Origin of the sequence: Fructilactobacillus sanfranciscensis (assembly GCF_029023685.1) — a bacterium.
GTDB classification, from domain to species: domain Bacteria; phylum Bacillota; class Bacilli; order Lactobacillales; family Lactobacillaceae; genus Fructilactobacillus; species Fructilactobacillus sanfranciscensis.
On record NZ_CP118925.1, the window covers coordinates 471953 to 485993 of the forward strand.

A 14041-nucleotide genomic window follows, 5' to 3' on the forward strand; every position below is an offset into this window, starting at 1 on the left:
GCCGAGGAGTTTAACGACTTTTCTCTATGTTTTGGCGAACATAGGGATTTTTTTATAGGTTCCAAATTTCATTGGGAGGTGAAAATTTATGCCAAAAAAAGAAGTTATTGATGCCAAAGCCAAAAAGGTTGACGAAATTGCTAAAGACTTTGAAGAAGCTGTTTCAGCAATTGTAGTTGATTCTCGTGGTTTGACTGTTGCTCAAGACACTGAATTACGTAAGGAATTACGTGATAGTGGTGTTAAACTTATGGTTATTAAAAACAAGATTTTAGAACGTGCTGCTGATCAAAGTGGTCATGATGATTTAAAATCAGTCTTTAATGGACCAAGTGCCGTTGCATTTTCTCACGAAGATGCCGTTGCACCTGCTAAGATTTTGAAAAAATTTGCTGATGAAAATGATGCTCTTGTAATCAAGGGTGGAATTATCGAAGGTGAAGTTGCAGGTATTGAAAAGATTAATGAATTTGCTACATTACCAAGTCATGAAGAATTACTTGCTACTCTTGCAAATATCTTACAAGCACCTGTTCGTAACGTTGCATATGCCGTTAAGGCTGTTGCAGACAGCAAGTCTGAAGAAGACGCTGAATAATAAAAATATAAATGTCCTATTAGGAGGAATTTAACATGGCTTTTGAAAAAGATAACATTATTGCTCAATTAAAAGATGCTTCAATCACTGATTTAAACGATTTGGTTAAAGCAATCGAAGACGAATTTGACGTTTCAGCTTCTGCTCCAGTTGCTGCTGCTGGTGCTGCTGGTGCCGCTGCTGCTAAGAGCACTTTCGATGTAGAATTAACTTCTGCTGGTGCTGGTAAGATCAAAGTTATCAAGGAACTTAAAGGTATCACTGGTCTTGGTCTTAAAGAATGTAAAGGAATTGTTGATAACGCACCATCAATGGTTAAAGAAGGTCTTTCAGAAGACGAAGCTAACGACATCAAGGAAAAACTTGAAGCCCAAGGCGCAACTGTTACTCTTAAATAGTAACTAGTCTTTATATAAAAGGGATGTGTGATTTCACACATCCTTTTTTACTACCTATCGTTATTTAAAGATTTTTTGGAGGAACCATTTGAAAGCATTCTTTAAAAAATTTATTGATTTCTTTAATAAGTATCTAAACGTAATTAAAATTATTTTTTTAATAGTGGTAGCAGCTTTCGTTGTATTTGAAGCCCATAGTATTTTAAAAGAAATTAATGGACAACAAATGAAACAAAGCTTGTCTTCACAGTCACCACAGCACTTATTAATTTTAACAATTTTGGGTTTACTTGCTGTTACTCCCATGCTAATCTATGATTTTACTTTTACAGAATTTTTACCTGCTAAGTTTAAACCTTTGTATGTAATAAAAAGTGGTTGGATAACTAACACCTTTACTAATATCGCTGGATTTGGTGGTTTTTTAGGAGCCAGCTTGCGAGCTAACTTTTATAGTAAAGACGCTAGTAAGAAACAAATTGTTTATGCAATTTCTAAAGTGGCCCTATTTTTACTTGCGGGATTGTCAACTTATTGTTTAATTTCATTAGTGCTGATTTTCGGTTTTGGGATTGGAAATCGCTTTGCCGGAGATTGGATTTGGTTATTGGGTGGGGGAGCATATTTCCCAATTGTTTTCTTATTTACTAGATTTAGCAATTCTGAATTTTTTGCTGATTTAACGATTCGAAGAGAACTTAAATTAATTCTTGGATCATGTTTAGAATGGGGTTCGTGTGTAGCTTTGTTCTTAGTGATTGGGGATTTTATGAATCTTCATATTGACATCTGGAATGTGATTCCAATGTTTTTTGCTGCCAATGTTTTTGGAGTTATTTCAATGCTTCCAGGTGGACTTGGAACTTTTGATACCATGATGATTCTTGGACTTAGTGAATTAGGAATCTCTCCAACCCTTGCAACCGTTTGGCTATTACTCTATCGAATTTTTTATTACTTTATTCCATTTGGAATCGGAGCATTTTTGTTTGGAATTGAATTAGCCGGCCGTTTTAACAAGTTTTTAGATGAAATTCCTGCTAGTATTATTCAAAGGTCATCCCAGTTAATTATTACGATTTTTATGTATTTTTCTGGGATTATGATGATTTTATTGGCTACTGTTCCTAACATGGTCTTGTTAAATCCGCTTTATAATTCGTTGGCACCATTTGCCTTATATTTCTTAAGCCAACTTTCCAATGTAATCATTGGATGCTTGCTAATTGGGTTAGCTAGAGGAGTAGGTTCGCGAGTTAAAAAAGCGTTTTGGCCAACTGTATTTCTTTTGCTTTTTGCAATTGGAAATACACTTTGGAAAGAAGACTTTCCAATTCGATTAGCGATTTTCTTAGCATTTATTTTAATTTGTTTAATTTTTTCTCGTAAGGGAATGTACCGTGATCGCTTAACATACTCTTGGGGAGCAGCTATTACAGATGCGGGAATCTTTGTGGTCTCTTTTGCAGTTTATTGTTTAGTTGGTTTTGTGCTGGGACATGATCATGGTGGCATTAAAATGTCGAATGAATATTTACTTCCTTCACAACAAGGCTGGGTAATTGGATTAATTGGATTTATCATTGCCATTTGTATCCTTTATGGTTTGATTCGTTTTCTTTCTTACTCCGATACTCCTTGGATGAACCAACCATTTGATCAAGAACGGGTAAAAAAAGTAATTGATCAATTTGGTGGAAATGAAGTTAGTCACTTAGTTTTTCTTCGCGATAAAAAGGTGTATTTCTATACTGAAGATGGCGAAGACCAGATTGTGTTTATGTACAAACAAAAAGCTAATAAGCTAATTGTGATGGGTGAACCGTTTGGTAATCAAGCTAAATTAGATAAAGCCATTGATAAATTTATGATTGATGCAGATAATGTTGATCTAACTTTGGTATTTTATGAAGTTGGTGAATCATTAACGATGTTACTTCATGATAAAGGTTTTGATTTCATCAAAGCTGGTGAAGAAGGACACGTTGACTTGGAGACATTTACTTTAGTCGGTAAAAAACATCGTGGTGAACGTGCATTAATGCATAAGTTTGAGCGAGATGGTTTTAAATTTAAAATTATTAATCCACCATTTTCTGCTGAAACTATGAATGATTTGAAGAAAATTTCAGATGAATGGTTAGAGGGCCGTGATGAAAAGGGATTCTCATTAGGATTCTTTGATCCTTATTACCTTAACCAAGCTCCAATCGCTGTAATTTGTGATGAAAATGACAAAATTGTTGCATTCGCTAACATTATGCCAACTGGGGATCATGTCATGACTTCAATTGATTTAATGAGATCAAGTGAAGAAGCACCTTCGGGAATTATGGATGGAATTTTCATTAATTTGTTTAATTATTCTAAAGAAGAAGGTTATCGTTGGTTTAACTTAGGAATGGCTCCGTTAGCAAATGTGGGTAATTCTCGTTTTAGTTTTATTAACGAAAAAATTGCTCATTTAATTTATGAATATGGGGATGCTTTCTATAGTTTCCAAGGACTTCGGTCTTACAAACAAAAATATGTCGATAAATGGGAATCAAAATATTTCGTTTATCGTAAAAATAATTCACTTGTGTTCACAATGTTACAGCTTCTTCAAATTGTTAACGAACGTCCACTGTTGAAAAAATAAAATAATTCGGATTATTCCGAATTATTTTTGTTTTATTCGTTTAACAATTCGTTTTCACTTATTTAAAATAACAATAATAATTAAATAATTGATGTAAAAGTTAAGTACAAATGAAAATTTCTCAGAAAATTCTTGGTTGGTGTGAAAGAATGAAATAGCAATTTGGAAAATGGGCTTTAAAATACTTTATTAGTGAATAGTTAGCTAATAGCGGGTTTGTTACCGATACCATTACAAAGTTATACCATTTTAAACGGTGTAACTTATAGAGATATATTTTGAAAAAAATATATGAACTAAGGTGGTAACACGAGCGCACTCGTCCTTTGATTAGGATGGGTGTTTTTTTATTGTTTTTGATACATCTTAAAGGAGAATAGCATGGCAGAAGAACATAAAAATCATTTATCACGGGCAATGACCTCACGACAAGTACTAATGATTTCACTTGGAGGAGTAATTGGAACGGGTTTATTTTTAAGCTCTGGTTATACAATTCATGAAGCAGGTCCAGTTGGAACAATTTTGGCTTATTTAATTGGGGCAGTAATTGTTTACTTAGTAATGCTTTGTTTAGGAGAACTTTCAGTAGCAATGCCAGAAACTGGATCATTTCATGTTTATGCACAAAAATATTTAGGAAAGAGTGCTGGTTTTGTCGTCGCTATCTTATATTGGCTAACTTGGACAATTGCATTAGGTCCTGAATTTACGGCTGCCGGATTGATTATGCAACATTGGTTTACCAATATTGGCACTTGGATATGGAGCTTGTTATTCATGATTTTAATTTTTGCGATTAATGCTTTTTCAGTAAAATGGTTTGCTGAGACCGAATTTTGGTTTTCAAGTATCAAAGTTGCTGCCATTGTTACGTTTATTTTATTAGGGGCAGGTGCCATTTTTGGAATCTTTAGTTTTCATGGAAACCATCAACTGATTGGATTCAAAAATTTTTATGAACATGGTTTGTTTCCAAATGGTTTTGGTGGAGTATTCACAACCATGTTAACCGTTAACTTTGCCTTTTCAGGAACTGAGTTAATTGGAATTACTGCAGGAGAAACTAAAAATCCAGCTACCACAATTCCAAAAGCAATTAAAACGACTTTATGGCGTTTAATTATCTTTTTTATTGGGAGTATGATCGTGATGAGCTCCTTGATTTCGTATAAACAAACTGGAGTTACTCAAAGTCCCTTTGTCTTAATCTTTTCTGAGATGGGAATTCCGTTTGCCGCCGATATTATGAATTTTGTGGTTTTAACTGCCATTATTTTGGCTGCTAATTCTGGATTATATGCCTCAACAAGAATGTTATGGTCATTAGCAAATGAAGGAATTATTCCTAAAATTTTTAAGCAAACTAATCGAAAAGAAATTCCTATTTATGCTTTAATTGCCAGTATGATTGGAGGAGTTTTTGCACTATTTTCAACGGTATATGCGGCTGGATCAGTTTATTTAGTTCTAGTTTCTATCTCTGGTTTAGCAGTGGTTTTTGTTTGGATGGCAATTGCCTTGTCAGAATTACAATTTAGAAAGCATTATGTTGCAAGTGGAAAAGACGTTCGTGACTTAGTTTATCGAACCCCATTTTATCCATGGACACCATTAGCAGCATTTATTTTATGTTTCTTATCATGTATATTGATTTGGTTTGATTCTAATCAAAGGGTAGCGCTTTATTACACCGTTCCATTTGTTGTAATTTGTTATGTTTTTTATGAAATTAAAATTAGATATGATAAAAAGTGAGAAATCAAAAATGACTAAAACTTCAGTTGAAAAACGATTACAAGAGAAACTTGTCTTAGATGGGGCAATGGGAACTGAATTAGAAAAATTAGGTGTAAAAACCAATGATTTGTTGTGGTCAGCAAATGCCTTGATTAATAATCAAAAATCAATTTATCAAGTTCATGCGGACTATTTTAAAGCAGGTGCAGACATTGCGATTACTGATACTTATCAAGCTAATATTGCGGCTTTTGCTAAAGTTGGAATTAATCACGATCAAGCACTTGACCTAATTAAAAAGGGTGTAGAGCTAGCTAAACAAGCGCGTGATGATTTTAATCCAGCTGGTTTAGTTGCTGGATGTGTTGGTCCTTACGGAGCTTATTTAGCTAATGGGGCAGAATATACAGGTACATATGATTTATCATTTGCTGAATACCAAAAGTTTCATCAAGAAAAAATTAAAACTCTAATTAATGCTGGGTCTGATTTAATTTCCGTTGATACAATGCCTAATTTTGCAGAAATTAAATCTGTGGTAAAAATAATTAATGATTTACCGAATAAAATTCCGTATTGGATTAGTTTAAGTGTGAAAGATGAAAATACTTTAAGTGATGGGACTCCTTTACGTGATGTAATTATTTGGTTAGGGAAGCAATCAGGCATTAGTGGAATTGGAGTAAATTGCACCAAAATTGAAAATATTACTCCCATTGTAAGTTTGATGCATCATCTCACTGATTTACCAATTGTAGTTTATCCTAATCCGGGTGATATTTATGATCCGCAAACTAAAACTTGGACTTCAGTCCCTCATACTGATACTTTTGAACAGGAAGTACCGCGATGGCTTGCAGAAGGAGCGAACATTATCGGTGGTTGCTGCCGTACTATACCCCAAGATATCGAACAAATAACTGAAATCATTAAAAATTAATGGTATTTTAAAAATAAACTGTTAAAATGATTAGCAATGATAATAATAGGAGGATATTTATAATATGACAAGAAAAATTGGAATTATCGGAGATGGACACGTTGGTTCAACAGTAGCACATTATATTGTGACAAATGGCTTTGCCGACGATTTAGTTTTAATTGATAAAAATGAGGCTAAAGTAAATGCAGATGCAATTGACTTTCGAGAAGCAATGCCCAATTTACCATTTCACACTAATATCACAGTTAATGATTATGCCGCTTTAAAAGATGCTGATGTAATTATTTCTGCTTTAGGAAATATCCGCTTGAATGATGGTGCCAAAGAAGATCGTTTTTCTGAACTTGCTTACAATAGTGAACAAGTTAAATCCGTGGCAGCTAAGATCCGTGATTCAGGCTTTAATGGAATCATCATTGCCATTACTAATCCAGTTGATGTGATTACTTCACTTTATCAGCAGATTACTGGCTTGCCTAAAAAGCATGTGATTGGGACTGGAACGCTCTTGGATTCAGCGCGAATGAAACGTGCTGTCGCCGAAAAACTAAATCTTGATTCCCGTTCGGTAATAGGATATAACCTAGGTGAACATGGTAATTCTCAATTTACTGCTTGGTCAACGGTTCGTGCTTTAGATAAGCCATTAACCGAATTAGCAAAAGAACGTCACTTAGATTTAGATGCTTTAGATAACGAAGCCCGTCATGGAGGTTATACCATTTTTAAAGGAAAAGGGTACACAAGTTATGGAGTTGCTACTGCAGCAGTTCGATTAGCTAAGGTGGTTCTTTCTGACGCACATACTGTTTTACCAGTCTCTAATTATCGAGAAGACTATGATTCTTATTTGTCATATCCTGTGGTAGTTGGACGTGATGGTGTCTTAGATGATGTATCACTTAATTTAACGGATGAGGAAAAAGAAAAATTACAAAATTCAGCTGATTTTATTAAAACTAATTTTAAGAAATATAGTGAAAAATAGTAAAAGAGCCACTTCATTGAAGTGGCTCTTTTACTATTTAAAATTTATTTATTTTTGTGTTTATCTTCCCAAGAACCAAATAGATAATCATCATCTGACATTGCTTCAACATTACCAAGACGATAACCATTTCCAACTTCTGAGAAGAAGTCATGATTAACTGTTGAAGTTGAAATTCCGTTCATCACAACGGGGTTAACATCTTCAGCAGTATCTGGAAACATTGGGTCTTGACCCAAGTTCATTAAAGCTTTATTGGCATTGTAACGGATGAAAGTAAGCACTTTATCTGTTAAACCAGTTTTATCATATAAAAGATGGGTGTAATTAACTTCGTTTTCGTATAAGTCATAAAGGAAGTTATACATCCAATCTTTAAGTTCAGCTTGTTCGTTAGGACTTAATTGATTAAATTGAATCTGAAATTTGTAACCAACATAGGTACCATGAACTGATTCATCCCGAATAATTAACTTGATGATTTCAGCCACATTGGTCAATTTATTATGACCTAGATACCAAAGTGGGGTGAAGAATCCAGAGTAAAAGAGAAAGGTTTCTAGAAATACACTTGAAATTTTCTTTTTTAATGGGTGTTCATCATTATGATAAAGGTTATAAATTCTTTTGGTTTTGTTTTGTAAAAATTCTTCAGAATCACTCCAGTCAAAAATTTCATTGATTTCTTTAGGAGTGTTTAAAGTTGAAAAGATTGTAGAATAGCTTTTAGCATGGACTGATTCCATGAATTGAATATTATTTAATACCGCAACTTCATGTTGAGTATGTGCATCTGCTCTTAATGATGCCATTCCATCTTGAGATTGAAGGGTATCTAATAAAGTTAATCCACCAAAGACATGTCCAACGAGCCATTTGTGATCGTCATCAAGTTCACGCCAATCTTTTAAATCGTTAGAAACTGGTACTCGGGTATCTAACCAAAATTGTTCTGTAAGTTTGTGCCAGGTTGCTTTATCAACATCGTCATCAACTCGATTCCAGTTAATGGCTTTGTAATTACCCTTTAACTTACCCGTTAAAATTTCGTTCATATTCATTGATATAATCCTCCTAAATGACACAGCTTTGACATTCGTTAGCACCAACTGTGTCGTTGTTATCAGTGAAAGTTCTAACGTAGTAAATTGATTTAATGCCTTTATGGTAAGCATAATTTCTTAAGATTGTTAAATCACGTGTTGACATCTTTGGATCACGACCATTTTTCCATTCGTACATCCCTTCAGGAATGGTAGAACGCATGAAGAGGGTCATACTTAAACTTTGATCAACGTGTTTTTGGGCTTCAGCAAAGATATCGATTTCTTTACGCATATCAATATCATAAGCTGATTCATAATATGGAAGGGTATCGTTTGAAAGGTAAGGAGCGGGATAAAAAATTGTTCCAATTTTAGCATCTTGTCGTTCTTCAATTCGACTAACGATTGGGGCAATACTTGCGGTAGCGTCACCAATGTAGGCTGTTGAACCATTAGGAGCAACTGCCATCCGGTTTTGATGATATAAACCATAAGTCATAACTGACTTCTTAAGCTCTTCCCAGTCTTTTTCAGAAGGCACAAAGGTACCCTTGAAGAGGTCCTTAACTTTTTCTGATTGGGGACCCCAATCTTTGGCGGTGTACTTATCAAAATAAGTACCATCTGCATATTTACTGTTTTCAAAGTTATGGAATGACTTACCGCGTTCTTTAGCAATCTTGTTAGATGCAACTAGAGTCCAGTAGTTCAAGAGCATAAAGTAAACACCAGTAAATTCGATTGATTCAGGCGAACCGTAATACATATGATTTAAAGCGAGAAATGAGTGAAGACCCATGGCACCAAGTCCAATCGAATGGCTTAAATCATTTCCTCTTCTAATTGAAGGAACAACATCAATTTTACTTTCATCGGTCACGTAGGTTAAGGCACGCACCATTGTGTCAACAGATTCACCAAAATCATCTGATTTCATCAAATTAACGACGTTTGTTGAACCTAGGTTACATGAAATATCAGTCCCTAATTGGTCATACTGTTGCAAGTCATTAATGATTGATGGGGTTTGCACTTGCATAATTTCAGAACACAAGTTACTCATGACAATTTTACCGGCAACTGGGTTTTCCCGGTTAGCAGTATCAATGTTCATGATGTAAGGATAACCGGATTCTTGTTGTAATTTACCGATTTCGGTTTCTAAATCACGAGCCTTCATTTTTTTCTTGCGGATGTTTTCGTTAGCAACTAAATTGTCATATTCTTTAGTGATGTCAACGTAAGAGAATGGAACTCCATATTCTTTTTCCACATCATAAGGGCTAAAGAGATACATATCTTGATCATTTTTAGCAAGTTCATAAAACTTATCAGGAACGGTTAGTCCTAAAGATAAGGTATTAACTCGAATTTTTTCATCAGCATTTTCTTTTTTAACTGAAAGAAAGTCAATAATATCAGGATGAAAGACACTAAGATAAACAACACCAGCACCTTGACGTTGGCCTAATTGATTTGAGTAGGTAAAACTGTCTTCTAACAGTTTCATGACTGGCATTACTCCACTAGCAGCGCCTTGAATGTGCTTAATTGGATCTCCAGCAGCACGAAGGTTAGAAAGGTTAATTCCTACACCTCCACCAATTTTAGAGAGTTGTAAGGCCGAATTAATGGTTCTTCCGATACTATTCATATCATCAGTAGTTTGGATTAAGAAACATGAAATTAATTCTCCACGCCGTTTTTTTCCAGCGTTTAAGAAAGTTGGCGTAGCTGGTTGGAAACGTTGGTGAATTAATTCATCAGCTAAACGCATTGCTAATTCTTGATCACCGTCAGCTAAAAAGAGGGCGTTCATTGCAGTCCGATCAATGTATCTTTCAAGATATTGATTACCATCATTTGTTTTTAAGGCATATTGTGCATAAAATTTATAGGCAGCCATAAATGATTTAAAGGTAAAATGTTGATCCTCTAAGTATTGGTAAAGTTTTTCAATAAATGAAAAAGGATACTTTTCTAAAAAGCTAGCTTCAATGTAGTTATTTTTAGTTAAGTAATCCAAACGATCCTTTAAAGAATCAAACTTTACGGTATTAGGAATCACGTTTTCTTTAATAAAAGCATCTAGGGCTTCTTTATCTTTTTCTAGTCTAATTTTTCCATCTTTTGATGGGATGTTGATCTCGTTATTTAATCTATAATAACTAACATCAGTTTGGTCTTTTAGCGACATATTCCTAGTGCTCCTTGTTGTGTATAATAGGTAATATAATGTTAAGCGAATTCTGCTACTAGTTTGTTTAGGCAATCAGGTCTAAAACCAGTAAATGATTCGGCACCTTCGACTTCAACAACTGGAACTACTTGGAAACCTAACTCTTTTAAGTAGGTAACAAATTCTGGGTTTTCAGAAGTGTTTTTTTCTACGAAATCGATGTTGTGTTCCTCAAGGAAACGCTTAGTCATTTCACATTGGATACAATTGTTTTTAGTAAATACTGTAATTGAATTCATAATCTTCATCTCCTGTTTATACGATATAATAGATTTTACTACGAATACTTAATCTTTCAAATGAAAACACACCATATATGGAGTGTACACTTGAGAAACACACTATATATAGTGTGTGAAACTAAAAAATATTTTTGAGGACGTGCTATCATGAACAACTTTTATTACACAGAAAATCCAGATGTTCAACATGATGAAAAACATTGGGAATATACCTTATTGAATTACACGCTTAGTTTTGTTTCAGATAACGGTGTGTTTTCTAAAAGCACCATTGACTATGGATCACGAGTTTTGATTAACGCAGTTGATTTAAAAAACATTCCAGCTGGTAATGTTTTAGATTTAGGTTGTGGTTATGGACCAATTGGTTTGTTTTTAGCAAAAAATAACCCAGACCGTAATTTTACCATGGTTGACGTAAATAATTTAGCTTTATCTTTAGCAAAACGAAATGCAGAACAGAATCAAATTGAAAATGTTTCGATTTTTGCTTCGAACGTTTATGAAAACGTAGAAGGTAAATTTGCTGCCATCATTACTAATCCACCAGTTCGAGCAGGAAAAGAAGTCGTAGATGCAATGATTACTGGATCATACGATCATTTAGAAAAAGATGGAACGTTAACGGTTGTATTACAAAAAAAACAAGGAGCACCGTCTGCCAAAAAATTAATGAAAAAGATTTTTGGTAATGTTGAAATTGTAACTCGTGACAAAGGTTATTACATTTTGTTAAGTAGAAAAGTGGATTAAATAGATGACAGAAATTGATCAAAAGTTTATGGAAGTTGCTTTGCGTGAGGCTAACTTTGCGGCTCAAATCGGAGAAGTACCAATTGGGGCTGCCATCGTTAAAGATGGAAAAGTGATTGCGACTGCGCATAATCTACGTGAACATAGTGAAATGGCTACGCAACACGCTGAAATCATTGCAATTGAAGCAGCTTGTACTGAATTAAAGAGTTGGCGGTTAACTGATTGCACGCTTTACGTAACGATTGAACCTTGCGTAATGTGTGCAGGTGCTATTTTAAATGCTCGGATTGATCGAGTTGTTTACGGCGCTATGAACCAAAAAGGTGGGGCAGTTGGTAGTCTTTATAATGTCCTTACTGATTCACGACAAAACCATCAAGTAGAAGTAATTGCTGGAGTAAAAGCAGATAATTCTGCTCATATAATGAAGAAATTTTTTAAAAGTAAGCGAAAACGACGTAATCACTAGACAAAAAACAGAGAATAAGATAATATAGTATTTGCCGCAAGGCATGAAGCAAAGATGGAATTACGAACCGTGTCAGGTCCGGAAGGAAGCAGCACTAAGTTTTCTCTGTCTTGTGCTTCTTTTTTTATGCTTATAAACTTTCAGTCATTCGACTGGAAGTTTTTTTCATGTGAATTAATTTGGTATTTAAATCGTAATCAAGCTATAATAGTAACAGTCTAAAAACGAAAAGAAAGGAAGTTCTTCATGGGTTATCAAGCTTTATATCGGGTCTGGAGACCCCAACGATTTGATGAAATTGTTGGTCAACAGGTCATTACACAAACATTAAAAAATGCTTTGGTAACTGACCAGATTAGCCATGCTTATCTGTTTAACGGACCTCGTGGAACTGGGAAGACTTCAACTGCAAAGATTTTAGCTAAAGCGGTTAACTGTGAACATTTAAAAGATGGGGAACCTTGTAATGAATGTGACATTTGTGTTGCCATTAACAACGGTTCACTTAATGATGTGATTGAAATTGATGCTGCCTCTAACAATGGGGTTGAAGAGATTCGTAACATTCGCGATAAGGCAAAATATGCTCCCACTGAAGCAAAATATAAAGTTTATATTATTGATGAAGTTCATATGCTTTCCATTGGGGCTTTTAATGCCTTATTAAAGACCTTGGAAGAGCCTCCTGAACATGTGATATTTATCTTAGCAACAACTGAACCACATAAGATTCCTGCTACCATCATTTCTAGGGTCCAACGATTTGACTTTAAACGGATTCAAGCCAAAGATATCTTAGAACAAATGGAGAAAATCTTAGATTCAAAGAAAATTAAGTACGATGATCGTGCTTTAAAAGTTATTGCTAAAAGTGCTGAAGGTGGAATGCGGGATGCTTTGAGTATCTTGGACCAAGTGCTTTCTTACAGTGATGATGAAATTACTTATGACAGTGCCTTACAAGTGACTGGAAGTGTTGCTCGCGATGATTTGCAAGCTTACATGCAAGCAATTATCAACGGTGACGTAAGTGTTGGTTTAAAAGAAGTCCAAGCGATTTTAAATAATGGAAAAGATGCCAGTCAGTTTATTGAAGATCTAATTAATTATTGCCAAAATATTTTGTTATACAAACAAGATTCAGAAATGGTTGAAGCTAGTGAATTAGGTTTGCTTGGTGATGATTTCAAAGAAATTGCTGAGAAGGTCAAATCTTCTAAGGTTTATTATTATGTAGAAACAATGAATGATGTACAGCGTCAATTGCGTTCAACTTATCATCCAGATGTTTACCTCGATATTTTGACAGTTAAATTGGCTAATCAACCGGCGGAAACTACTCCAGTCAGCCAACCAAATGTTAAAAAAACAGTTGATACAGAAGTTGTTTCAAAATTACAGTTGCAAATTGATGCGTTAACCAAACAGTTAGAACAAGTTAAGCACGCAGCCCCCGTTCAAACCATGACTAAACCAGTTCCTCGAGAAACCGCCACAAAAAATGACAATCCCAAAGCAACCGTTGATTTTGAAAGAGTTTCTAAGGTTTTAGGGTCAGCAACCCGTGCTAATTTAACTGCATATCAAAGTCAATGGGATGATGTTATGAACCTCTTGTCAGTTACTCAAAGGGCATTGATGCATGTTTCAAAACCAGTAGCTGCAAGTGCTGATGGAATCGTAGTAGCATTTGATTATGCTTTTCTTTATCAAAAAGCGGGTACTGATAATGATCTAATGGATGCGTTACAAAACGCGATGGATCGTGTATTTGGTAAAGTTCCAGACATTATATTTGTTCCAATTGATGAGTGGCCTGGAATTAGAAAAGAATACTTAGCCAATAATCCAGTGGAAAAACATTCCAAACCTGGAAAAGAAAATGTAACAGAAGAGCAACAAACCAAAAATGAAGCGGTTGAAAAGGCCCAAGAATTATTTGGAAATGATATAGTAAAAGTAGAAGATAATTAAAGGAGAA

General features: G+C 34.7%; 12 protein-coding genes, 1 other RNA gene and 1 other annotated feature (1 of these 14 only partly in view). Of the genes, 10 read left to right on the forward strand and 3 right to left on the reverse strand.

All coding sequences use genetic code 11. From position 1 onward, the window contains the following. Positions 1 to 62: a sequence feature (ribosomal protein L10 leader region), on the forward strand; it begins 58 nt to the left of the window's first position. Positions 63 to 88: 26 nt separating this feature from the next. From rplJ to PY770_RS02420, 6 genes are all read left to right on the forward strand, one after another. Further along, on the forward strand, positions 89 to 598 hold the full coding sequence (gene rplJ / locus PY770_RS02395) for a 50S ribosomal protein L10 (RefSeq protein ID WP_014081767.1): 510 nt from the start codon (positions 89 to 91) through the stop codon (positions 596 to 598). A 35-nt stretch (positions 599 to 633) separates the two neighbouring features. Beyond that, the gene (rplL, locus tag PY770_RS02400; protein ID WP_014081768.1) at positions 634 to 996 is read left to right on the forward strand and encodes a 50S ribosomal protein L7/L12; all 363 of its coding nucleotides are present in this window, start codon (positions 634 to 636) and stop codon (positions 994 to 996) included. An 88-nt stretch (positions 997 to 1084) separates the two neighbouring features. Further along, positions 1085 to 3637 (forward strand): bifunctional lysylphosphatidylglycerol flippase/synthetase MprF, encoded by a 2553-nt coding sequence (mprF, locus tag PY770_RS02405; RefSeq protein ID WP_163600939.1) that lies wholly within the window; start codon positions 1085 to 1087, stop codon positions 3635 to 3637. A gap of 381 nt (positions 3638 to 4018) precedes the next feature. Continuing rightward, entirely contained in the window at positions 4019 to 5395 is a 1377-nt protein-coding gene (locus tag PY770_RS02410) for an amino acid permease (protein WP_163600940.1), read from the forward strand. Positions 5396 to 5405: 10 nt separating this feature from the next. Further along, positions 5406 to 6317 (forward strand): homocysteine S-methyltransferase, encoded by a 912-nt coding sequence (gene mmuM / locus PY770_RS02415; RefSeq protein WP_041818062.1) that lies wholly within the window; start codon positions 5406 to 5408, stop codon positions 6315 to 6317. Positions 6318 to 6381: 64 nt separating this feature from the next. Continuing rightward, positions 6382 to 7308, forward strand: coding sequence for an L-lactate dehydrogenase (locus tag PY770_RS02420; RefSeq protein WP_103429183.1), 927 nt, complete (start codon positions 6382 to 6384; stop codon positions 7306 to 7308). 44 nt (positions 7309 to 7352) lie between these two features. Here PY770_RS02420 and nrdF read toward each other — a convergent pair whose 3' ends face one another. Genes nrdF through nrdH form a run of 3 tightly spaced genes read right to left on the reverse strand, consistent with a single transcriptional unit; the run spans position 7353 to position 10832 of the window. Beyond that, positions 7353 to 8369: a class 1b ribonucleoside-diphosphate reductase subunit beta gene (gene nrdF / locus PY770_RS02425; protein WP_180337704.1), complete on the reverse strand. Its 1017-nt coding sequence runs from the start codon at positions 8367 to 8369 to the stop codon at positions 7353 to 7355. A 13-nt stretch (positions 8370 to 8382) separates the two neighbouring features. After that, the gene (nrdE, locus tag PY770_RS02430; RefSeq protein WP_139562329.1) at positions 8383 to 10551 is read right to left on the reverse strand and encodes a class 1b ribonucleoside-diphosphate reductase subunit alpha; all 2169 of its coding nucleotides are present in this window, start codon (positions 10549 to 10551) and stop codon (positions 8383 to 8385) included. A 41-nt stretch (positions 10552 to 10592) separates the two neighbouring features. After that, complete coding sequence (gene nrdH, locus PY770_RS02435; RefSeq protein ID WP_275046052.1) at positions 10593 to 10832, reverse strand: glutaredoxin-like protein NrdH; 240 nt, start codon at positions 10830 to 10832, stop codon at positions 10593 to 10595. Between the two features lie 150 nt (positions 10833 to 10982). Here nrdH and PY770_RS02440 point away from each other — a divergent pair, with 150 nt between their 5' ends. The 4 genes from PY770_RS02440 to dnaX all read left to right on the forward strand — a co-directional run bounded on the left by PY770_RS02440 (position 10983) and on the right by dnaX (position 14034). After that, on the forward strand, positions 10983 to 11588 hold the full coding sequence (locus PY770_RS02440; RefSeq protein ID WP_014081777.1) for a class I SAM-dependent methyltransferase: 606 nt from the start codon (positions 10983 to 10985) through the stop codon (positions 11586 to 11588). Positions 11589 to 11592: 4 nt separating this feature from the next. Then, the gene (gene tadA, locus PY770_RS02445) at positions 11593 to 12060 is read left to right on the forward strand and encodes a tRNA adenosine(34) deaminase TadA (RefSeq protein WP_014081778.1); all 468 of its coding nucleotides are present in this window, start codon (positions 11593 to 11595) and stop codon (positions 12058 to 12060) included. Between the two features lie 35 nt (positions 12061 to 12095). Further along, an RNA gene (gene ffs / locus PY770_RS02450) (signal recognition particle sRNA small type) lies at positions 12096 to 12194 on the forward strand. 112 nt (positions 12195 to 12306) lie between these two features. Continuing rightward, on the forward strand, positions 12307 to 14034 hold the full coding sequence (gene dnaX / locus PY770_RS02455) for a DNA polymerase III subunit gamma/tau (protein WP_103429186.1): 1728 nt from the start codon (positions 12307 to 12309) through the stop codon (positions 14032 to 14034). The last annotated feature ends 7 nt before the right edge of the window (positions 14035 to 14041 follow it).